The sequence below is a fragment of the Promicromonospora sp. NPDC023805 genome (genome assembly GCF_040639635.1).
Lineage (GTDB): Bacteria > Actinomycetota > Actinomycetes > Actinomycetales > Cellulomonadaceae > Promicromonospora.
On the sequence record NZ_JBFAAH010000026.1, the window covers coordinates 40,204 to 61,036 of the forward strand.

25 protein-coding genes are annotated in these 20,833 nt (G+C 67.4%); 17 read left to right on the forward strand and 8 right to left on the reverse strand.

Annotation, left to right across the window (positions count from 1 at the left end; translation table 11 throughout):
* Positions 1–268 precede the first annotated feature (268 nt).
* The 3 genes from AB0F70_RS22035 to AB0F70_RS22045 all read left to right on the forward strand — a co-directional run bounded on the left by AB0F70_RS22035 (position 269) and on the right by AB0F70_RS22045 (position 3,241).
* Positions 269–1,225, forward strand: a complete 957-nt coding sequence (locus AB0F70_RS22035) for an ABC-three component system protein (RefSeq protein ID WP_357453317.1) — start codon at positions 269–271, stop codon at positions 1,223–1,225.
* Between the two features lie 73 nt (positions 1,226–1,298).
* Positions 1,299–1,445 (forward strand): ABC-three component system middle component 8, encoded by a 147-nt coding sequence (locus AB0F70_RS22040; RefSeq protein ID WP_357453493.1) that lies wholly within the window; start codon positions 1,299–1,301, stop codon positions 1,443–1,445.
* The gene (locus AB0F70_RS22045; RefSeq protein WP_357453320.1) at positions 1,445–3,241 is read left to right on the forward strand and encodes a DUF2326 domain-containing protein; all 1,797 of its coding nucleotides are present in this window, start codon (positions 1,445–1,447) and stop codon (positions 3,239–3,241) included. Before AB0F70_RS22040 ends, AB0F70_RS22045 begins: the two co-directional genes overlap by 1 nt.
* Before the next feature lie 773 nt (positions 3,242–4,014).
* Here AB0F70_RS22045 and AB0F70_RS22050 read toward each other — a convergent pair.
* The gene (locus AB0F70_RS22050) at positions 4,015–4,794 is read right to left on the reverse strand and encodes a helix-turn-helix domain-containing protein (RefSeq protein ID WP_357453323.1); all 780 of its coding nucleotides are present in this window, start codon (positions 4,792–4,794) and stop codon (positions 4,015–4,017) included.
* 188 nt (positions 4,795–4,982) lie between these two features.
* Here AB0F70_RS22050 and AB0F70_RS22055 point away from each other — a divergent pair, with 188 nt between their 5' ends.
* The 3 genes from AB0F70_RS22055 to AB0F70_RS22065 are packed head-to-tail and all read left to right on the forward strand — an operon-like array spanning position 4,983 to position 7,263.
* The gene (locus tag AB0F70_RS22055; protein ID WP_357453326.1) at positions 4,983–5,642 is read left to right on the forward strand and encodes a DUF4097 family beta strand repeat-containing protein; all 660 of its coding nucleotides are present in this window, start codon (positions 4,983–4,985) and stop codon (positions 5,640–5,642) included.
* A gap of 35 nt (positions 5,643–5,677) precedes the next feature.
* Positions 5,678–6,505, forward strand: coding sequence for an ATP-binding cassette domain-containing protein (locus AB0F70_RS22060; RefSeq protein ID WP_357453329.1), 828 nt, complete (start codon positions 5,678–5,680; stop codon positions 6,503–6,505).
* Positions 6,502–7,263 carry an ABC transporter permease gene (locus tag AB0F70_RS22065; protein WP_357453332.1) on the forward strand — a complete coding sequence of 254 codons (762 nt, stop codon included), beginning with the start codon at positions 6,502–6,504 and terminating at the stop codon, positions 7,261–7,263. Before AB0F70_RS22060 ends, AB0F70_RS22065 begins: the two co-directional genes overlap by 4 nt.
* Before the next feature lie 278 nt (positions 7,264–7,541).
* Here the strand turns inward: AB0F70_RS22065 and AB0F70_RS22070 are convergent, their stop codons facing one another.
* Complete coding sequence (locus AB0F70_RS22070; RefSeq protein WP_357453335.1) at positions 7,542–7,919, reverse strand: helix-turn-helix domain-containing protein; 378 nt, start codon at positions 7,917–7,919, stop codon at positions 7,542–7,544.
* A 62-nt stretch (positions 7,920–7,981) separates the two neighbouring features.
* Here AB0F70_RS22070 and AB0F70_RS22075 point away from each other — a divergent pair, with 62 nt between their 5' ends.
* Positions 7,982–8,833 (forward strand): NmrA family NAD(P)-binding protein, encoded by an 852-nt coding sequence (locus tag AB0F70_RS22075; RefSeq protein ID WP_357453338.1) that lies wholly within the window; start codon positions 7,982–7,984, stop codon positions 8,831–8,833.
* Here the strand turns inward: AB0F70_RS22075 and AB0F70_RS22080 are convergent.
* Both AB0F70_RS22080 and AB0F70_RS22085 read right to left on the reverse strand, forming a co-directional pair.
* Positions 8,813–9,295: a GNAT family N-acetyltransferase gene (locus tag AB0F70_RS22080; protein ID WP_357453341.1), complete on the reverse strand. Its 483-nt coding sequence runs from the start codon at positions 9,293–9,295 to the stop codon at positions 8,813–8,815. The two genes, AB0F70_RS22075 and AB0F70_RS22080, sit on opposite strands and share 21 nt — an antisense overlap.
* A gap of 66 nt (positions 9,296–9,361) precedes the next feature.
* On the reverse strand, positions 9,362–10,204 hold the full coding sequence (locus tag AB0F70_RS22085; RefSeq protein WP_357453345.1) for an SDR family oxidoreductase: 843 nt from the start codon (positions 10,202–10,204) through the stop codon (positions 9,362–9,364).
* 237 nt (positions 10,205–10,441) lie between these two features.
* Between AB0F70_RS22085 and AB0F70_RS22090 the strand changes: the two genes are divergently transcribed.
* The 6 genes from AB0F70_RS22090 to AB0F70_RS22115 all read left to right on the forward strand — a co-directional run bounded on the left by AB0F70_RS22090 (position 10,442) and on the right by AB0F70_RS22115 (position 15,371).
* Complete coding sequence (locus AB0F70_RS22090; RefSeq protein ID WP_357453348.1) at positions 10,442–10,897, forward strand: DUF6153 family protein; 456 nt, start codon at positions 10,442–10,444, stop codon at positions 10,895–10,897.
* A 102-nt stretch (positions 10,898–10,999) separates the two neighbouring features.
* Positions 11,000–11,569 (forward strand): DUF305 domain-containing protein, encoded by a 570-nt coding sequence (locus AB0F70_RS22095; RefSeq protein WP_357453351.1) that lies wholly within the window; start codon positions 11,000–11,002, stop codon positions 11,567–11,569.
* A 60-nt stretch (positions 11,570–11,629) separates the two neighbouring features.
* Entirely contained in the window at positions 11,630–13,066 is a 1,437-nt protein-coding gene (locus AB0F70_RS22100; protein WP_357453354.1) for a copper resistance CopC family protein, read from the forward strand.
* A gap of 107 nt (positions 13,067–13,173) precedes the next feature.
* Positions 13,174–13,836: a GAF domain-containing protein gene (locus AB0F70_RS22105; protein ID WP_357453357.1), complete on the forward strand. Its 663-nt coding sequence runs from the start codon at positions 13,174–13,176 to the stop codon at positions 13,834–13,836.
* A gap of 19 nt (positions 13,837–13,855) precedes the next feature.
* Positions 13,856–14,392, forward strand: coding sequence for an AAA family ATPase (locus tag AB0F70_RS22110; protein ID WP_357453360.1), 537 nt, complete (start codon positions 13,856–13,858; stop codon positions 14,390–14,392).
* A gap of 37 nt (positions 14,393–14,429) precedes the next feature.
* A complete protein-coding gene (locus tag AB0F70_RS22115; protein WP_357453364.1) occupies positions 14,430–15,371 on the forward strand; it encodes an AraC family transcriptional regulator in 942 nt (313 codons plus the stop codon).
* Positions 15,372–15,389: 18 nt separating this feature from the next.
* Here the strand turns inward: AB0F70_RS22115 and AB0F70_RS22120 are convergent, their stop codons facing one another.
* Positions 15,390–15,821, reverse strand: a complete 432-nt coding sequence (locus AB0F70_RS22120) for a DUF4440 domain-containing protein (RefSeq protein WP_357453367.1) — start codon at positions 15,819–15,821, stop codon at positions 15,390–15,392.
* 113 nt (positions 15,822–15,934) lie between these two features.
* Positions 15,935–16,048, reverse strand: coding sequence for a carboxymuconolactone decarboxylase family protein (locus tag AB0F70_RS22125; RefSeq protein ID WP_357453370.1), 114 nt, complete (start codon positions 16,046–16,048; stop codon positions 15,935–15,937).
* Positions 16,049–16,072: 24 nt separating this feature from the next.
* Here AB0F70_RS22125 and AB0F70_RS22130 point away from each other — a divergent pair, with 24 nt between their 5' ends.
* The gene (locus AB0F70_RS22130; RefSeq protein ID WP_357453372.1) at positions 16,073–16,270 is read left to right on the forward strand and encodes a hypothetical protein; all 198 of its coding nucleotides are present in this window, start codon (positions 16,073–16,075) and stop codon (positions 16,268–16,270) included.
* Positions 16,271–16,372: 102 nt separating this feature from the next.
* The gene (locus AB0F70_RS22135; RefSeq protein WP_357453375.1) at positions 16,373–17,392 is read left to right on the forward strand and encodes a DUF418 domain-containing protein; all 1,020 of its coding nucleotides are present in this window, start codon (positions 16,373–16,375) and stop codon (positions 17,390–17,392) included.
* Here AB0F70_RS22135 and AB0F70_RS22140 read toward each other — a convergent pair whose 3' ends face one another.
* Positions 17,393–17,851, reverse strand: a complete 459-nt coding sequence (locus tag AB0F70_RS22140) for a MarR family transcriptional regulator (protein WP_357453380.1) — start codon at positions 17,849–17,851, stop codon at positions 17,393–17,395.
* 117 nt (positions 17,852–17,968) lie between these two features.
* Between AB0F70_RS22140 and AB0F70_RS22145 the strand changes: the two genes are divergently transcribed.
* Positions 17,969–18,766, forward strand: coding sequence for an SDR family NAD(P)-dependent oxidoreductase (locus AB0F70_RS22145; RefSeq protein WP_357453383.1), 798 nt, complete (start codon positions 17,969–17,971; stop codon positions 18,764–18,766).
* A gap of 58 nt (positions 18,767–18,824) precedes the next feature.
* Here the strand turns inward: AB0F70_RS22145 and eno are convergent, their stop codons facing one another.
* Positions 18,825–20,132 carry a phosphopyruvate hydratase gene (eno, locus tag AB0F70_RS22150; RefSeq protein WP_357453386.1) on the reverse strand — a complete coding sequence of 436 codons (1,308 nt, stop codon included), beginning with the start codon at positions 20,130–20,132 and terminating at the stop codon, positions 18,825–18,827.
* Positions 20,133–20,252: 120 nt separating this feature from the next.
* Between eno and AB0F70_RS22155 the strand changes: the two genes are divergently transcribed.
* Positions 20,253–20,726 (forward strand): MarR family transcriptional regulator, encoded by a 474-nt coding sequence (locus AB0F70_RS22155; protein WP_357453388.1) that lies wholly within the window; start codon positions 20,253–20,255, stop codon positions 20,724–20,726.
* Positions 20,727–20,833: the final 107 nt, after the last annotated feature.

The window sequence follows — 20,833 nt, forward strand, 5'->3', positions numbered from 1 at the left end:
TGCCAGCTCCGCCTCAGGGGGGACTCCTCGCCACCCAGCTCGCGAACGGGACGATAACCTGCCCGTTGAGGCGCTTTGGGCGTGGCTCGCCCGCTGGGCCGGATGATTGTGTCGCGTGTCAATCATCGCTGCGGCAGTCGGATCGGCAGACCCGTCGAATCAGTGGTCGCAATCCGGACACACATGTGAGCGTTGCCCCCGAGTGGGCATCATGACACATGGAAAATATCGCCCGCCCGGAGGCTACCTGCAACGGTAGGGTGCCAACGTGGCCTACCCATACGAAGACTTGGATGACTCCCAGTTTGAGCGACTGGTGGTCCAAGTCATGCGCAAGCTCTTCGGGCCAGGGGTCGAGTCTTTCGCGGCGGGGCCCGATGGGGGGCGGGATGCACGCTTCCGAGGCACTGCGGAGAGGTTCCCGAGTGCCGCTGGAGCATGGGTGGGTACGACTGTAGGTCAAGCGAAACACACTAATGCGATTAATGCCCACGTCAGCGACTCCGATTTCGGGAGCGACGCCGACACATCGGTCATCTCACACGAAATAGTTCGCATTAAATCGCTCGCGCGAGGAAATGACCTCGATAACTACTTCCTTGTGACAAATCGCCGGGTCGGTGGAGTCGCAGGGCCGAGGATCATAAAGCGAATCTCTGATGATGCTGGAGTCCTGCACGATCGGATTCATCTAGCGGGGATTGAGTTCCTCGACGATATGGTCCACGAGTACCCCGACCTCCTCCGCCTCGCGCGGATCGATCCAATCGATGGCCCCCTTCTTGTCTCAAGCCGTGAATTTGCAGAAGTGATTCTGGGGATCGCGGATGTGCTGTCGGCACCGTCTCTACTGGGGGACTCTGCCGTAATGGGCAGGGTTTCTCTGAATGAGAAGGACCTGCTGAACGGGATGACGCCTGCGTTCTCTAGGACGCTCGTACGAAACTACATGGGCCTAGTGCCGCAGATCCAAGACTTCTTGGCCTCTCCGGCGAATTCAGATATCCGGAAGCGCTACGAAGCGGCGGTCGAGGACTTCCAGCTAAAGATCGTTGCTCATCGCCAAGAGTACCAAACCTTTGATCACGTATATAACTATCTGATCGATCTACTGTTCAAGCGTGACGGTGTTCTATCGGCCAACCGTCGGACCACCCGAGCAATGTTGTTCTATATGTATTGGCATTGTGACATCGGGGAGGTACAAGATGCTACTGCCGAATAAGCACTCACATCCGGATGGCACGGTATTGGCTGCAGCGACTGCAATGTTGGGTGCACTCGCCGAGCATCAAGCAATGACTTATGACGAGCTAAGGGATGGGGTCGGCGAGCGAGTGAGAGATCTTGAGTATCTTTTCACTCCAGCGATCAGCCTTTTGTACATCTTGGGCCTGGTCAAATATCGATCCACTGTTGACACGTTTGAGTATGTGGGGAACTGATGCGGCTTAAGCGCCTGTACACCAATCAGCCTGAGCTTTTCTCGCCCATCGTTTTCAACGACGGACTCTCTGCCATTCTTGCGGAGATCAGAATTCCCGCCAACCGAACCCTGGATACCCACAACCTCGGGAAGACGACAGTCGGAAGTCTCATCGACTATTGCTTGCTGCGCAGCAAGGCGAAGGACTTCTTCCTTTTTCGCCACGAGGCGCTATTTCAGAGATTCACTTTCTATTTGGAAGTCGAGATCTCTGGTGGCAAATTCTTGACCATATCGCGGCCGGTCGACCCGGGATCGCGCGTCGATCTGGTACTGACCGACGAGTCCGTTCCTGACGTCACTCAACTCGACGACTTGAATTGGAGCCACACAAATCTTGCTTTCTCTCGTGCAAAATTGCTTCTCGATGGGATGCTCGGTATCGAGGCACTCAAGCCCTGGGGTTTTCGGAAACTGGTTGGCTACCTGATCCGTTCGCAGCGCGATTACATGGACGTCTTCCAACTGGGAAAATTCTCCGGCAAACATCAGGACTGGAAGCCATTTGTTGCGCATGTGTTAGGGATGGATGCTCAGCCGGTAATCGACCTCTATGGTAAGCGTGAGGAATTGGCTGCGACAGAGGCGCATTTAGCGGCTCTGACTAGGGAGTGGGGCGGCGAGAGTGCTAGCGCTTCGGTGCTCGACGGCTTGATCTCAGTTATGCGACGTGACGTGGAGGCCAAGTCGGACTCGCTGGACACTTTCTCCTTCAGGGAAGAAGATTCGCGGAAGACCACGGATCTCGTAGAGCAGACCGAGCTTAGGATCTCTGCTTTGAACGAGGAATCCTACCGCTTGAGTCAACTTGCTGTTCGGCTGGACGAGTCGTTGGCGGAGAGTCAGGTCATATTCCGAACAGAGGATGCCGAACGGCTGTTCCGGGAGGCGGGTATTTCGTTCGGTGATCAAGTTGTGCGGGACTATCGGCAACTCGTCGAGTTCAACCGGGCGATTACGGAGGAACGCAGACAAGTTCTTGAGGCTCAGCGAGTCGAAGTTTCGACGCGGTTGGGTGAGATTGATAGGGAACTCATTGAGTTCAACTTGGAACGCACTCGTTCCCTGGAGTTCCTGCGTGAGGCGGATTCTCTTCAAAAGTACAAAGAATTGTCTCAGGAACTGGTCTCCCAAAGGGCTGAACTAAAATCGCTTGAAGTTCGTCGTGCAGCTGTAGAGAGACTCCTTGAGCTGCGGCGAGAAGAGCGAGCTATCAAGGAGCAGTATGGACACCTCGAGACCGAGGTGGAGGCTCTGATTGGTGCGCTAAGTTCGGACGAAGAGAGTCGATTCGGACAGCTGCGCCGCTACTTCACCGAAATTGTTCACGAGGTACTCGGTCAGAATGCTGTTCTGGCCATCAAGATGAATAGCAGGGGTGGGCTCGAATTTGCCGCCGAGTTTATAGGGGACGGCGGAACTGCAACCAGCGGGGATCAAGGCACTTCGTACAAGAAGTTGCTCTGCATAGCGTTCGATCTGGCAATGCTTCGCACGTACTTGGATGTGGAGTTTCCAAGGTTTGTGTACCATGACGGTGCATTTGAGCAACTGGAACCTCGCAAGCGAGAGAAGTTGCTCGGTGTATTTAGGGAGTATGCAGATCTTGGCATTCAACCCATAGTCTCTCTTCTGGACAGTGACTTGCCAGCGTCTTTGGGTACTAGCGCCTCAACGCTGACGAGAGAAGAAGTCGTCCTGACGCTTCACGATGAGGGAGACGACGGTCGTCTATTCCGGATGTCCGCTTGGTGAGGGCTGTCATGCCGGCTGGCGCGTCCCTTTCGGAGTGGCTCGCTCTCGCGAGAGCGCGCTGCGATTCGGCTGGCTCTCAACAGCCACGGCAGAGTGACATGTTCCGGAACGTCGTCGATCCGGCGCCACGCCACCAGGAAGACATCAGCGACCACGTCCTCAGCGACACTCGTATCGGCGTGTCGCAGCGCGTAGGCGTGTACGCGGTGGGCGTACAGCCGCCACATCGTGGCAGGCTGCGCGTCTTGCTTGTCGCAGTTGTCTCGGACCGTCAGGCCTCATACCTAGTAGTCCCCAGGGCTGCCTGATCGTTACAGGTGAGGACCAAGTCTCGCCGCCTCGTGGCGGGCCCTGCCCGGTTGGTCGGCGACCCGTGCTTGTGAGTATGTCGACTGGTATTGCGAACGAGTTTGTGCCACGGATGTGCCACGCATTAGTCCTGTGCCACGCGCATGCCGCGCATCGAACGAGCCTAGGTGGGCCCGGTTGCGTACCACTGTGTACGAGTGCCAGACTCGACGGCGAGCCCCGCGAGCCGCAGGATTTCAACGATCCCGCTGGTCGCGGACTCGCCACAAGAACAAGAACCAGACGGTCCGGTTGTAGAGCGCGGACTCGGCACCCCCAGAAGAGGTCGGGGGTTCGAATCCCCCTAGCTCCACAGACTGAAACCCCGCTTGACCAGAGCAAACGCTCCGGTCTAGCGGGGTTTCTTCGTTGCCCGGGAGACGTTTTCTTCCGAGCGCGGCCCCCGGCCGCTCTCGCGTCGTCGCTCAGGACGGGTCGTCCGAGGGCGTCCCGGACCTCGTGTGGAGAATCTCGCGAGCCTGCGCCGCCGCGCGCACGAGGCTCTCGCTGATGAAGTCCATGAAGCGGGCGATGTTCTCGAGCCGTTCGCCGGCCGGGGTGTCGCGGCCGAGGACGCTGACGCCTTCCCGCGCGGACGTGGCGAGCTGGGCGTTGGACTGCGCGGTGCCGATGATCGACTGGTACCAGACGTCGTTGTCGGCGACGTAGCGCTCGCGGCGACCTTCGCCGGGCTCACGGCGGACGAGGCCCTGGCCCTCGAGGAACGAGATCGCCTTGGACACGGATGCCGGGCTGACCTCGAGACGCTGGGCGAGCTCGGCCGCCGTGACGCTGCCCGCGTCGCTGGTGAGGAGGCAGGTCAGCACTCCGGCGCCGATGCGGGGCACGCCCGACTGCATGAAGAGGGTGGTGAAGGACTCCTCGAACTCGCGCACGGCCTCGGCGTCGCGTCCGTGGGCCTGGGGGAGTGTCTCCTGCCCGCGGGGCGTCGTCTGTTTGCGCCGGTGGGTGCGGCGCTCGGCGGCCCGGTGGGCCAGGTCGGCGCGGTAGTCGACGGGGCCGCCGTTGCGCAGCACCTCGCGCGTGACCGTCGAGGTAGGCCGGTCAAGGCGTCGCGCGATCTCCGCGTAAGCGAGGTCGTCGGCCAGACCCAGCGCGATCTGCTGGCGTTCCTGCTTGGTGAGCCTGCCACCCGGCATAGCGATCTCCTTGGTGCTCGTGCGGTCCTTCAGAATAGCGTTCACTCTCCAACAGTGCAACGTTCTGCGAAACCTTGGTTGCGTTAACTTCTTATGCAGCGCAACGATTTATACGCTTCGAACTGCAGAAACATCGAGTCAACGCAACGTGAGTGTTGCCTGGTGTGCGAACGCAACGTAGCGTTTCCGACATCAGAAAGTACGAGCATCGCTGAGCACAGGAGCTGAACACCATGCAGACCTTCGACACCCCGAACCCGATCACCGCCGTCCTGGACGTCCCCGCCGCACGGGTCCAGCTCATCGCCGCCGACCGCTCCGACACGGTCGTCGAGGTCCTTCCCGCGGACGCCGCCAAGGGCCGCGACGTGAAGGCCGCGGAGCGGACGACCGTCGAGTACGCCGACGGCGTCCTGCGGATCGTGACGCCGGTGAAGCACGAGATGCTCGGCGCCTCCGGAGCCATCGAGGTGACCGTCCAGCTTCCCGCCGGCTCCGGCGTCGAGGGCAAGACGGCCACCGCCGAGCTGCGCGGCGTCGGCCGGTTCGGCGAGGTCACCCACGAGGCCTACGGCGCGATCAAGATCGACGAGGCGGCGAGCGTCAGGCTCACCGCCCAGGCCGGTGACGTCTCGGTCGGCCGCCTGAACGGTCCCGGAGAGATCAGCACCATGCAGGGCGACATCACCATCACCGAGGCCGTCCGCGGCAAGGTCGTGCTGACCACCCAGGCCGGCAACGTGACAGTGGGCGCCGCCGCCGGCGTCTCCGCCTCCCTGGACGCCGGCACCTCAATGGGCCGGATCCAGAACGCGCTCACGAACACCGGCGCCGCTGACCTGGAGATCCAGGCGACCACCACCCAGGGTGACATCGCTGCCCGCAGCCTCTGAACGTGACCAGCGAGAACGTGACGAGAGGGAATCAGATGAGTGCCGAGGCAACGACCGGAGCAGGGCGCGAACCTGCGATCCGGGTGCGGGGTATGGAGAAGTCCTACAAGGACCTGCACGTCCTGAAGGGCGTGGACTTCGAGGTGGCGCGGGGGAGCATCTTCGCGCTGCTGGGTTCCAACGGAGCGGGCAAGACCACGATGGTGCGGATCCTGTCGACGCTGCTGCGGCCCGACGCCGGCACGGCGACCGTCCTCAGGTTCGACGTCACGACGGAGGCACAGCGCGTCCGGGAGTCGATCAGCCTGACCGGACAGTTCGCGGCGGTCGACGAGGTCCTGACCGGCCGGGAGAACCTGGTCCTGGTCGCCAAGCTGCGGCACCTCAAGGACCCCGGCAAGATCGCCGACGACCTCCTGGCCCGGTTCGACCTGGTCGACGCGGGATCGCGGAAGGCGGGCACCTACTCGGGTGGCATGCGGCGCCGGCTGGACATCTCGATGAGCCTGATCGGGAACCCGCCGATCATCTTCCTCGACGAGCCCACCACCGGGCTCGACCCCGAGGCCCGCATCGAGGTCTGGCAGATCGTCGCGGAGCTCGCCAAGCAGGGCACCACCGTCCTGCTCACCACCCAGTACCTCGACGAGGCCGAGCAGCTCGCCGACCGGATAGCGATCCTCCACCAGGGCCGCATCATCGCCAACGGCACCCTCGCCGAGCTCAAGGCGCTGCTCCCCCCGGCGAAGGTCGAGTACGTCGAGAAGCAGCCGTCCCTGGAGGACATCTTCCTCACGCTCGTGGGCACCAACGGCAAGGGCAGCAAGGAAACCAGCGACGAGTCGAGCAAGGAGCTGTCATGACCAAGCACTTCTTCGGCGACACCGCCGTCCTGACCGGCCGGTCCCTGAGCCACATCCTGCGCAGCCCGGACACGATCATCACGACGGCGGTCACCCCGATCGCCATGATGCTGCTGTTCGTCTTCGTCTTCGGGGGTGCGATCCAGACCGGTACCGACAACTACGTCAACTACCTGCTGCCCGGCATCCTGCTCATCACCATCGCCTCGGGCATCGCCTACACGGCCTACCGGCTGTTCCTGGACCTCCAGGGCGGCATCTTCGAGCGGTTCCAGTCCATGCCGATCGCCCGGTCGGCGGTCCTGTGGGCACACGTGCTGACCTCGCTGGTCGCCAACATCGTCTCGGTGGTGGTCGTCGTCCTGGTCGGCCTCCTGCTGGGCTTCCGCTCCGGAGCGGGTGTGCCGGCCTGGCTGGCGGTCGCGGGCATCCTGGTCCTGTTCACGCTGGCCCTGACCTGGCTCGCGGTCATCGCCGGACTGTCCGCCAAGACCGTGGACGGCGCGAGCGCCTTCTCCTACCCGCTGATCTTCCTGCCCTTCATCAGCTCGGCCTTCGTCCCGACGGAGACCATGCCCGGGCCGGTGCGCTGGTTCGCCGAGAACCAGCCCGTCACCTCCATCGTGAACACGATTCGCGACCTGCTCGCCCAGCAGCCGGTCGGCACGGACATCTGGGTGGCCCTCGGCTGGTGCGTCGGCATCCTCGCCGTCGCGTACTTCTTCGCGATGTCGGCCTACCGCCGCAAGATCAGCTAGGACGAACCGGACAAGCCCCTCTGTCTCCCCGTGAGACAGAGGGGCATCGTCGACATCGCACCCGGCTCTTCAGCCGCGGTCGTCACCTTCGTGACCTCGGAGCCCTCGCCCTTGCCGATCCTTCTGGTCGCGGCAGGCATGCTGCTGATCGAATCCCATCGCGCCCGACGCCGCGAGCCCGTCCCCCCTGCGGGGATGATCAACGTGCGCCGCCCGCAGGAAGGTAGCTGGAGTCGGTCGACGCGGAGACGACGGTATTGACGTCGGTGGGGTCCTCGTCAGGAACTGGCCGAAGTTGCACGTACCTGGGTGGAGACGCTGTCGTCGTCGGTCAGGGACGGATCCGGGACCGTGAGCGCCCACTCGCCCATCGCGGCGACCACCGGTCGGAGCCGCTGGCCGAGCTCGGTCAGCTCGTACTCGACCCTGGGCGGGATCTCCGCGTAGGCGCGTCGGGTGACGATGCCGTGGCTCTCGAACTGGCGCAGCCTGCTGGTCAGCGTGTGCGGGCTGATCCCGGGCAGCGCGTTGCGCAGCTCGGTGAACCTGCGCGGGCCCTCGAACAGCTCCTTCACGATCAGGCTCGCCCACGGGCCCTCGAGGAGGTAGAAGAAGCGGGCGACCCCGCATTCGGGGAGCTTGCGGCGGGATTCCATGGTGCAGTGCACCTCCATTAGTGCAATTGATGTAACTGGTGCAGCGAGTGTACCAATGGGTCATGCGATACACCGTGCACGGCGCCACCGGCGCCCAAGGCTCTCCCGTCGTCTCCGCCCTGACCGCCGCCGGCGCGGAGGTCTCAGCGCTCACCCGCGACCACCAGACCAGCATCCCGGGGGTCGAGACCGTCGTCGCCGACCTCGCCTCGAGTGATTCGCTCGCCAGGGCGTACGGCGACGCCGATGGCGTGTTCGTCCACCTGCCGGCGGCGCCTGACGAGGTGCTTCGCCCCATGGCGCGGAACATCGCAGCAGCGCTGCGCACCGCGAACCCGGCCCGTGTGGTGATCTCCACCAGCGGCAGGTTGGTGTCCTCGCCGCAGGGGCAGGACGCCGTCCTCAGTTCCCTGATCGCCGGTGTCGCGGAGGCCGGGATCTCGCACGCGGTGATCGAGCCCCGGCTGTTCTTCGAGAACCTGCTGATGCCCCCGCTGGTCGAGGCCGTCCGCGGTGACGGGGTGCTGCGCTATCCGATCCGTGAGGACATCTCGATCTCCTGGGCCTCGCACCTGGACATCGCCGATGCGGCAGTCGAGCTGCTGGTGAACAAGACCAGGACCACGGGGATCGTCGGTCTGGGCCAGCTGTCCGGGATCACCGGCAAGGACCTCGCCGCTGCCTACTCCACCTACCTCGGCCGGGAGGTCGTGTTCGAGGCCGTCGTCCCGGCCGAGTTCGGCAAGAACATCGCCTCGGCGGTCGGCGAAGCTGCTGCGGCAGGCGTCGTAGCGCTCTATCAGGGCCTGTGGGAAGCGCCTGCCCACGTGATCGACGATGCCACCAGCGCCCAGCAGAAGCTCGGCCTGACCCCGCGCACCACCGAACAGTGGCTAACGGATATGTCCTTCTGACCCCCGACCGGGGCACCACACGTACCGCACGTCCGGCTCGTGCTCCTCGTTGTCGTGACCGTCGGTGTACTCGGCAGCCACGAAGTCGTGCCGCTCGTAGAAGCGCCGCGCCGACTCGTTGACCTGGAACGTCCACAGCGCCAACCCGGCCGGACGAAGCTGTTTTGCCAGGTGAACGAGTCGGCCGCCGATGCCCTGACCCTGCCAGGCAGGGTCGAGATAGAGCTGGTCCAAGGTTTCGCCGTCCACCACCATCATCCCGACCACCGAGCCCTCGAATGTCGCGACCCACGTCTCCTGGTCGGGCACGACCACCTCGCGGAACCAGGATCGGACCTGGTCGTCGGTGTGAGCCCGGCGCACGCTCGGGAGCGCCGCCGTGAAGGAGCGCAGGTATACCTCGGCTACCGCGGCGGCATCGGAGTCGACCGCACGGCGGACGGCGACGTCGTTGGTCTGCATAGCGGCGCATGCTCGCAGACGCGCGATACGGGCCGCACGGGAATTCCCCGCCGCGCCGGGTAGAGCTCAGTTGCCTCGGGCCATAGCGAGAGTGCCCTTGAGGTCGAGTCCTGCCTTGGTCCCGCCGTCGCACAGGATGTCGACGCCGGTGAGGTAGCCCGGTCGGTCGCTGGCGCAGAAGGCGAGGACCTCGGCGATCTCCTCGGGCTTCCCGTAGCGGTGCAGGGCGGCGTACTCGACGAGCTTGTGCGATCCGCTCTTCTCCTCCAGCCGGCCCATCGTGGTGTCGAAGCTGCCGGGGGAGACGGACAGGATGCGTGCGCCCTTGGCGCCGAACCGTGCGGCCATCTCCTGGGAGTACCACATGACGAAGTTCTTGCTCAGGGCGTAGGCCAGCCCGGAGCGCAAGTTGCCCGGCAGCAGGTTCGCGCGGGCGGTGAGCCGGGACACGAAGCGGGCGGGGTCGGTGAACGCCAGCCGGTAGGCGCGGTGGGATATCAGGGCCCGGGGTGCCATATGAGCGGCGGACGAGGCCACGTTGACCACGGCGAAACCCTCGCCCGCGAGGGCGAGAGCGGCCTCGGTGACATGGATGGTCCCCAGGGCGTTGACGGTGATCATCTTCCCGGCGTCACCCATCTGCGGGCTGACGCCGGCGCTGTGCACGACCGCGCGCAGAGTGCCGTCGGAGTTGGCGTCCCGGAACAGGTCCTCGACCGACTCCCGGCTGGTGATGTCGCAGCGGGCGGAGACGGCTTCGACGCCGTCCTCGCTCAGCTGGGCCACCGCGTCGTCGAGGCGTTCCTGGTTCACGTCGGCGATGACGACGCGATGGTCACGGCCGAGGATCCTCGCTGTCGCGAGACCCATGCCGCCGGCGCCGCCGGTGACTATCGCTGTGTGGTTCATGGTTCTTCTTTCCCCCGGGTGCGACGGCGCTCCGCTCGGTGCGGCGGGCCGTACGCGCATCATCCCGCGGCGGCACCATCTCGGCACAGTCGCGCGGGGACCGAGGTGCCCTGGTCCCAGGCGCAGCCAGGGGACCTGCTCTGGTCGCCCGGCCACATCGCGATCTACGCCGGTGACGGGCAGGGCGGGCCGCAGCCGTGGTTTCATCCCCATCGGCGGTGGGATAGCCTCCGTGCCGTGCGCGTGATCTCGCTTCTTCGTTCGGCGGTCGCCGGGCCTCGCCGACGCCCGGTGGGCGCGCTGGCGATCCTGACGGTGATCGTCGGCGTGGTCACCATGCACTCGATGAGCGGGTCACCGGTCACGCACTCGCACGCCGTGCCGCACGAGGCCCCCGTGGTCGTCGCGGAGCAGGTCACCGCCGCCGCCGCAGTCGTCGTCCGCCCTGTGGCGGAGACGCTGGGCGGACACGGCGAACAGGGCACCGGCGACTGCGGGGGATGTTGCGGCGACGGCCTCGCGACGGCGATGTGCCTCATGATCCTTGTCGCGCTCCTCGCCCTGGTCGTGCCCGTACGCCGGCTGCTGTGGCGGGCCCCGCTCGAGCTGGCGATGTCCCTGACACCGGCGCTCGTCGGTGTCCGCGCCCGCACCGCTCCTTCCTTGCACGAACTCTGTATCTCTCGGACGTAGACCCGGGTCCGGCGCCTGCTCCGCGCCGATCCGACAGCCCCGCCGTGCCCAGCGCGGCCGGGTCAGTGACTGCTACCCAGAGACGAGTTAGAGGAAGACCCCATGAAGCGAACCGTTATGTCTGTCATCGCCCTGGCCGGAGCGCTTGCCCTCGCGGGCTGCTCAGGGGAGGAGCCCGCGCAGGACACCACGACCGTGGCCGGCGAGCACGCAGAGCACAACGACGCGGACGCCATGTTCGCGCAGATGATGATCCCGCACCACGAGCAGGCGATCGAGATGGCCGACGCCGTCCTGGCCAAGCCCGACGCCGACCCCCGGATCACGGCGCTCGCCGACCAGGTCAAGGCCGCCCAGGCGCCCGAGATCGAGGAGCTCGGCCAGTGGCTCGACGCCTGGGGCGCCGAGCGCACCGCTGAGCACTCGGGCCACGCAGGGATGAGCGGCATGATGTCCGAGGAGGACATGCAGGCGCTCGCCGACGCCGCGGGCCCCGAGGCGGACCGGCTGTTCCTGGAGCAGATGATCGCGCACCACAAGGGCGCGGTAGAGATGGCGCAGACCGAGATCGAGTCCGGCCAGGACACGGGCGCGCTGGAGATGGCGCAGACGATAGTCGACACCCAGCAGGCCGAGATCGCGACGATGGAGGATCTCCTCGCCTCGATGTGACCCTCCGGTGGTGCGCCGGCACGCGCCGGCGCACCACCCCTGCTGCGAAGGAGTCCGCACATGCGCCGAACCTCTGTTGGTGGGCGCTCCGGCGCGGTCGTGATCCGGGCGGCCGTCGCGGTGCTCGCGGCGCTCCTGCTCGCGCTGTGGTGCGCGCCGTCCGCCACCGCACACACCCGGCTCGAATCCTCCGCACCCGCCGCCGGGTCGACGTCGGACGGTCCCGTCACCGAGGTCACGCTGCGGTTCACGCTGCCGGTGAGCCTGCTCGGCGAGGGGATCCTGATCGAGGGACCGGACGGCGCCGTCGTGGCCGACGTCGCTGCGGCAGAGGACGGCCTCGCCCTGGTGGCGACGCCGTCCGACGGGCTGCCCGCAGGCGACTACACGGTCACCTGGACGGCCGCTGCCCAGGACGGCCACCCGCTGGAGGGCACCTTCGGCTTCGTCGTCGCCGGCGCGGACCCGAGCGAGCCGGCCGGAGGTACAGGAGCGCCGTCGGCGGGCGCGAGCCCCGGTACGGATCACGACATGAGTGGCATGGACCACGACATGGGCCACGAACCGTCGGCGATGGACAGTCCGGCGACCGATGTCGCGGCGGCGGTCGCCCGGCTCGGCAGCGCCGTCACGCTCTGGAGCGGGCTGGTCGCCGCCGGTGCCCTGGCGTTCACGGCCTTCGTGCTCCGCGGACGCGACGAGGCGGACGCGCCGGTGGTGCTGCGGCTCGCCCGCTGGGCGGGCGTGCTGATCCTCGGCGGGCTCGCCGTCCGGGTCCTGGCCGGATCGGTGTTCGTCGCCCATGGTGACCTCGCCGCGGCCGTCTCACCCTCGGCGATCGCGGACTCGCTCACCGGCACCACGCTCCGGGAGGTCGGCCTTCAGGCCGCTGGTGCTGTCGCACTGGCCGCGGGCGCCCGGCGAACCTTGCGGGGTTCGTGGCTCGCCGTGCTCGGTGCGGTGCTGGTGGGCGCCGGGCACGTCCTCGGCGGCCACAGCAACACGGTCGAGCCACGGTGGCTCGTCGTGACCGCCGACGTCGCACACCTCGCGGCCGCGGCCACGTGGGTGGGCGGCGTCGTCTCGATGGGTCTGTTGCTGCGCGCCCGGCACCGGGACGGGCACGACCTCGACGCCGCGCTGATGGCCGCTCGCTTCTCCGTCGTGGCGGCCCTCTCCGTCACGGTGGTCGGCGTGGCCGGGGTGGTGCTCGCGGTCGGCATCATCGATCGCCCGGAGCAGCTCTGGCAGAGCGCCTGGGGACTCCTGCTGCTGGCCAAGGTCGGCGTCGTCCTGGTGGTCGCCGTGATCGGCACGTACAACCACTTCAGCGTCGTGCCGAGGCTCACGGCCCGACGCCGCGGGGTGGTGCGCCATGCCGGACTCTCCCACCGGGCCGGCAGCACGCTGCGGCGCAGTGCGGGACGCGAGACCACCCTGATGGTCGTGATCGTGCTGCTCACGGCCTGGCTGGTCGCCGCGTCGGTCCAGCCTTGATCCGCAGCCACCTTGTTTCGCAGGGCACGGTGCGGTGACAAAACAGGCAATGCGACTGGAAAGTCGTGATGCAAGAGTGAGGGTGGGGGCAGGGGAGGTGCGGACCGATGGACCCACCGGAACTCTTGAGCATGCTCGTGCGGAACCTCGCCGAGACCGACGACGACCGTCCGTTGCTGACGCGGCTGTGCGAGGCGTGCGTCGATACCTTTGACGCGCAGGGCGGCGCGCTGACTGTCTCGGCAGGCCCGGGAGAACAGGCCGCCGTCAGCACGCCAGGCGCGTTCGAGGACCTCGAGCCGCTCCAGGAGGTGCTGGGGGAGGGGCCGGTGCCTCAGGCGATGGCCGAGGACCGGCTGGTGGATGTGCGCATCGGCACGTTGGTGGACGAGTACCCCGTCTTCTCCCGGCTGACCGAGTCGGTAGCTGGTGACCCGACGCTGTACGCGATCCCGATGCGCGGGGACGGTCGGGTCATCGGGGCGATCAGCCTGTACGTGACCGCTCATCCACAGGACCTCAGCCGGGAGGGTCTGCAGCTCGTGGCCGACGCCGTCGGGGCGGTGCTGCTGGGGAATGCCGACCTGCTCGACTGGTCCGAGCGAAGCCCTTTTCACCTGGCCATCGGGATGGTCGTCGCCCAGCTGGGGGTCAGCCCCGGCGATGCGTCCGCGATGATCCGGGCGCGTGCCTTCGCGCGGTCGACGAGCCTGCTGTCCGCAGCCCAGGACGTGCTCGAACGCCGCGTGACGTTCTCGTACGAGGAGTAGGCCGTGGCACGATCACCGGGTGTATGACACGACGCAGGACCGCGCGATTCCCCGGCTGGTGATGATCAGCGGACCGATCGCCTCGGGTAAGAGCACGCTGGCCGGAGAGCTGGCTCGGCTGTTGCGCCTGGAGGGCTTCTCGGTCGCGCTCACCGACCTCGACACCGTCGCGGAGATGGCGCTGCCGACGCTGCCGAGCTGGGACTGGGCTCATGGGATCCACGCGCAGCTGGTCGGCGCCTGGCTGAGGACCGGCGTCGGCGTAGTGGTAGACGAGGGCACCTCGAGCCCGACGGAGGTGCAGCAGGTGCTCGACCAGGTGCCCGAGGGCACCGACGTCTTCCAGGTCGTGCTGACCGCCGACCTCGACGCCTCGCTCGCCCGGGCGAGGGCCGACTCCGGACGCGGGATCAGTCAGGATCCGGTCTTCCTCCGCGGTGATCACGAGGCCTACGCGGGGCACCTGCAGCACCTGCCGAGCGACCTTCGGCTGCACGTCGAAGGTCAGGAGCCCGCGGCGCTGGCACGCGAAGTCCTCGCTCGTCTCCTACCTTGAGGAGCGCGGGTCGCCCGACCGACTGATTGGTGGACACGTGACGATCGACAAGCGGCGGCCGTTCGCCAAGGGTGCGTCGCGAGGTCGACGCCGGGGGCAGGCGGCGGTGCCGTTGTACGAGTTCGACCCTCCGGTCGGCACGCCGTACGGCCTCGAGGTGAACACGATCGAGGACTTCTTCGCGAAGCACGATCCCTGGCCGTGGGACACGTCCCGTCCGGGCCGCGCCACGTTCCACTACCTGATCCTGGTCACCGAGGGTGAGCTCCTCCACGACGTCGACCACGTCACGCAGACCGTGGGGCCCGGCCAGTGGCTGTGGGTCCGCCACGGACATGCGCAGTGCTGGCACCCGCCGAGCGCCGCCCGCGGTCCGTTCATCCTGTTCGAGCCGGAGGTGCTCTCGCCGGAGATCGCCCATCTGCTGGCCCCGGTCACCGTGCACGAGGCTCCTGCGGTACTGACTCCGCATCCGGACGACGAGGCCTGGTTGCGGCAGACGGCGTTCCAGCTCCTGGACGAGCACCGTGCGCTGGGGCGCCGTCAGCTCGATGTGCACCATGCACTACGGCGCAGCCTGCTCGAAGCCCTGCTGCTCCGCCTCGCGAGCTCTTCCGGCGTCGGTCCTGTCGCGGCGCCGGCGGTGAGAGGCAGCACGTACACACGGTTCGTGGACGTCCTCGAGCTGCGCTTCCGGGAGCTGCACCATGTGGCCGAGTACGCGCGGCTGCTGGGCTGCTCGATCCGTACCCTCAGCCGCGCCACCCGGGATGCCACCGGGAAGGGAGCGCGTGAGGTCATCGACGAGCGACGACTCCTCGAAGCCCGGCGCCTGCTGGGAGTCGCCGGCTGGGACGCCCGGGACGTGGCGACCCATCTCGGGTTCACCGACCCCGGGAACTTCGGACGGTTCTTCCGCGCTCGGACCGGCCTGACGCCGGCCGCTTTCGCGGCCGGCGAGGCCGGCTCCGCCAGGTGAGATCCGGCAGGTGAGAGGTCAGGAAGCAGTTGCTTCTGTCGCGGTCTCGGAGAACGCCCAGTTGGAGTGGATGATGCGCCACTCGCCGTCGATCAGCCGGTACACCTCGGTGGAGTTCCAGGCACGCAGCTGCTGCTCCTCGCCGTTCTCGTCGAGCACGTAGGTGTTCAGGTTGTACGCCAGGACGGCGAGGTCGCCGCTGTCGCCGACGTGCACGACCGGGTTGAGGTACTCGCTACGCACGATGTGCGGGTTGGAGTAGATCGCGTCGATGTGCGCGATGGTCGCGTCACGGCCGACTACCAGGTCCTTGAGGATCGGATCGAAGTAGGTGAGCTCGTCGGCGTAGTTGTCCAGGTAGCCGCGGTTGTCGCCGGCGCTCCAGCGCTCGTTGAAGGACTTCTCCAGCTCGAGGATGGTCCGGCTGATCTCTTCCTTGTTGACGCCCATGGCGTCCTCCCTTCGTTCAGGGTGCCGAGGCACAACTCGATCCTCGACGGAGATCCTGCCGATCACCCGCACCGGTGCGGACACCTGCTTGTCACTCCGGGACAGGCCTCCGGTCACTCCTTGGGCGCGAAGACGGCCTTCGCGACGGTCATCGCGGACATCGCCCTCGGCCAGCCGGTGTAGAACGCGAGGTGCGTGATGGTCTCGACGAGCTCCTGCTCGGTCACGCCGTTGTCGCGGGCGAACGCGAGGTGGAAGTTCAGCTGGTGGAGCTGACCGCCGAACCAGGGCTGTCGTTCCTCATCTACACCGCCGACCCCGGCTCACCCACCGAGGAGCGGCTGCGGCTGCTGGCGAGCCTGGCCGCGACGTACGCCACCATCACGACTACCGTGACTGCCACCCGACCGACGGAGACCGGATCCCCGAGGTCAGGGCCGGCCCCCTGACGGACAGGGCGCTGCACACAGGGTTCACCCGTAGTTCGTGACCACCGAACGTGGGCCCGTGGGTTGACGACCGGCAGGAATCGGATCGCTTGGATGGGAAGCATGAGCACAACCACTGCACTCGCAGCGGCTCCGCGGGCAGAGACGCGGCAGCGCTGGCACTTCATCGACTCGCTGCGCGGGTTCGCGGTCCTCGGGATCCTGCTGGTCAACGCGATCGACATCATCAGCCCCGGGATGGACCGCATCCTGGCGGGCGGTGCGATCGTCCCGGACCCGGTCATGGACGCGCTGTACCTCACCGTCCAGACCCGCTTCGTGCCGATCTTCTGCTTCCTGTTCGGCATGAGCCTGTGGATAGTGCTCGACGGCGCACGCGCCCGGACCCCACGCCCGGGCCTCGTGCTGGTCCGTCGGCTGCTCGGGCTCGCGGCGATCGGCGGGCTCCTCATGCTCGCGTACCGCGGCAACGTGCTCGTGGACTACGCAGTCTTCGGCCTGCTGATGCTGCCGGTCGTCCGCTTCGCACCGCGCTGGGTGACCCTCGGGGCAGGCGTCGCGCTCACAGGCCTGGCATACGCCTGGCTAGGCGGAGGCCTTTTCGCGACCCCCGGTCTCATCCTGCTCGGCGCGGGTGCTGCGGCCTACGGTCTGCCCCGCGTCCTGGAGACCTCGCGCAAGACCGTCGCCATCGCGTTCACTGTTGCCGCCGTGCTGACCGTGCCGGCCCTGATCTGGCAGGTGACTACCGCTCCCGGCGACCCGCGGTTCTCGAACGCGGGCGGTATCGCGGGCCTGGTCATGGCCGCGCTGTACGTCACGGGCCTGGCGCTGCTGTGGCACACGCCCGCGCGACGGGTGATCGCCGCGGTGTTCGAGCCGCTGGGCCGGATGGCGCTGACCAACTATGTCGGGGCGGCGATCGTGATGGCTCTGGTCGCGCAGCTGTGGGACTTCGGGCAGATGACCAGCGTGACGCCCGTCGTCGTGATCTCCCTGGTGGTGATCGCCGTGCAGTCCGTGCTGAGCCGTCTCTGGCTCAAGCACTTCGTCTACGGTCCGGTCGAGTGGCTCTGGCGCAGCGTCACCTGGCTGCGACCCGCCGCATTCCGCCGCTCCTGATCACTTCGTGTCGCGGACGGCGTCGATCACGTCGTCGAGGAGCCTCACCAGCCGGGCCGCTTCGTCGGGTCCCAGCCGTTCGGTGATCCGGTCCTCGATGGTGGCGATCGCGCCGTCCGCGGTCTTCAGCGCCTGCCGGCCGGCGTCGGTGAGGTGCAGCTCCTGGATGTGCCGGTGGCGGGGATGCGCGCGGCGCTCCAGCTGCCCCTTGTCGTCCAGCCGCGCGACGAGGGACGCGACCGCCTGGGGCGTGACGTCGAGCCGGCGGGCCAGCTCGGCGCCGGTGAGGCCGGGTTCGGTGTGGACCAGCATGAGCAGGGAGTAGTGCGCTGCTGCCATGCCCAGCGGGCGCAGCTGCTGGTTCTTGAGGGTGCGGGCCGCGAGCTCGGCCCGGCGCAGGGCCCAGAGCACCCTGCCCGGCGCGTCGCCGCCCACTGGCTCGTCGTCGTCCCGTGTCATGGCGTCATGTTACAAGCATCTCAGTGGTATCAAACACTTGATAGATGTAACGCGTTTGAGTACAGTTGAGCCATGACGGACCGCACGGACATCACCCGAACCGCAAGGAGCAAGACCATGTCAGACCGACCTGTCGCCCTGATCACCGGCGCGAGCAGTGGAATCGGAGCAGCCCTGGCGGCGACGCTGGCCGCCGACGGATACGACCTGGTCCTGGTCGCCCGCCGGCGCGAACGGCTGGAGATGCTCGAGAAGGAGCTGGCGGACGCCGGTGCGGCGAGCGAGGTCATCGCGGTCGACCTCTCCGAGCGCGCGGGGATCCAGCTGGTGGCCGACCGTGCCGCCGCCGGTGACATCGACGTGCTCGTCTCCAACGCGGGGGTCAGCGCGTACGGGCCGTTCGAGGAGATCGCCCCGGAGGACCTGGACCGCGCCTGGACCCTGAACGCCGACGCGGCGCCGTTCCTTGCGCGAGCGGCGCTGCCCGGCATGCTCGAACGCGGGCGCGGCGGGATCATCACCGTGTCCTCGGCCCTCGCCTTCAGCGCAGGGGCTCCGCCTCGGGCGGGCGGCGGCCGTGCCATGCCGAAGCGGGCTCTCTACGTGAGCGCGAAGGCCGGGCTCGTCGCGTTCGCTCGTGTCCTCGCCACCGAGCTCGACGGCACGGGGGTGCACTCCATGGTGCTGTGCCCTGGGCTGGTCTCCTCCGAATGGAACGACGGCGCCTCGCGCGTACCCGTCGCGATGTCCCCCGAGGACGTCGCCACGGCCGCGTGGGCGGGCTTCACCAGCGGCGAGGTCGTCTGCCTGCCCGGGCTCGAGGACCTCGGTCCGCTCGATCGGCTGGCGAAGGCGGAGCTGGAGATGGCCTCGGGAAACATTACGCCCCAGCTGGCGACCCGGTACCAGGGCTGACCGGCTGGTTGATCATCTCGCCGCCGGCCGCTGGCAGTACCGCGGCCGGCGGCGGTACTCACGACCGGGGCAGCGCCGAGCGGCCCGCGTAGCGTGCCGCGTCGCCCAGCTCCTCCTCGATGCGGATCAGCTGGTTGTACTTCGCCGTGCGGTCGGAGCGCGAGAGCGAGCCGGTCTTGATCTGGCCGCAGCCGGTCGCCACCGCCAGGTCGGCGATGGTGGTGTCCTCGGTCTCGCCCGACCGGTGCGACATGACCACCGTCCAGCCCGCCTGGTGGGCGGTGGCCACGGTGGCCAGCGCCTCGGTGAGCGTCCCTATCTGGTTGACCTTGACCAGCACCGAGTTGCCGACGCCGGTGCGGATGCCCTCGCTCAGCAGCGCCTCGTTGGTGCAGAAGACGTCGTCGCCCGTGAGCTGGCAGCGGTCGCCGACGCGGGCGGTCAGCTCGCGCCAGCCGTCCAGGTCGTCCTCCGCCATCGGGTCCTCGATGGAGACGACCGGGTAGGCGTCGATGAGCTTGGCCAGGTAGTCGGCCTGCTCGGAGGGGGTGCGGCGCACGCCCTCGCCCGCGTAGTCGTAGACGCCGTCGTGGAAGAACTCCGACGACGCCGGGTCCATGACCAGACCGATGTCCGTGCCGGGGCGGTAGCCCGTGCGCTCGATGGCGGCCAGCACGAAGTCCAGCGCCTCCTCGGCGGTCCGCAGCGCGGGCGCGAACCCGCCCTCGTCGCCGACGCCCGTGGAGTGACCGGCCGCGAGCAGGTCGCTGCGCAGGGTGTGGAAGACCTCGCTGCCCATGCGGACGGCCTCGGCGAAGGTGTCCGCGCCCAGGGGCGCGATCATGAACTCCTGGAAGTCCAGCGGGTTGTCGGCGTGCGCGCCGCCGTTGACGATGTTCATCATCGGCAGCGGCAGGAGGTGCGCTTCGGGGCCGCCGAGGTAGCGGTACAGGGGCTCACGGTGGGCCGCGGCGGCGGCCTTGGCTGCGGCGAGCGAGACGCCGAGGACCGCGTTGGCGCCCAGCCGGGACTTCGTTGCGGTGCCGTCCAGGGCGACCAGCGCCGCGTCGAGACCCGCCTGGTCCGTCGCGTCCCTGCCGAGCACCGCTGCCGCGATCTCCCCGTTGACGTGGGCCACTGCCCGGTCGACGCCCTTGCCGTGCCAGCGTGCGGGGTCGCCGTCGCGCAGCTCCACGGCCTCCCGGGCGCCGGTGGAGGCACCCGACGGGACTGCCGCGCGCCCCAGTGATCCGTCCGCCAGGACGACGTCGACCTCTACCGTCGGGTTGCCCCGGCTGTCGATGATCCGGCGGGCGATGACGCTCTTGATGGCGGTGTTGCTGCTTCCGACTGCTCGTACGGACATGGGAGTCCTTCCCGTCGTCGTATGCCGCGCCCCGGCTGCGACAACGCTGGCGCTGAGCCCGACAACGCCGAACCATACAGCAAGACTGTACAGATTAGGTGTGCAGATATGCTGTACAGAGTGGCTGCACAGTTCTCCTGGCCGCCCGGCACGACGGCGGTAGAGTGTCCTGTGCCTACCTCGGAAGCCGCCGCCATCGCCGCAGAGCTGCGCACCGCGATGGGCAAGCTCACGCGGCGCGTGAAGCACGAGGACCGCATCCCGCTGGGTCAGGTGGCGGTGCTCGGTGCACTGGACCGTGACGGCGCGATGACGACCAGCGACCTTGCCGCCGACCAGCGCGTACGCCCTCAGTCGATGGCCCGGGTGGTGGGCCTGCTCATGGACGAGAACCTGATCACGCGCCGGGCGCACCCCACCGACGGCCGCAAGGCGCTGGTCGAGCTGTCGGACGCCGGTCGTGCCGCGCTCGAGGCGGAGCGCGGACGCAGGGCGGGGTGGCTCGCACAGGCCATCGAGGCCGAGCTCACCGACGAGGAGCGGGCGCTGCTGGCCCGGAGTGCCGCACTGCTGGAGCGGCTCGCCTCCCGCTAGTCCGCGCCACCCCTACACACTGCACGCGACACGCCGGTGATGGCGGGGAGTGTGTTGGGGTCGACGTCGCCGGCCTCGCCCTGCGGAGGCCTTGACGCATATGGGGA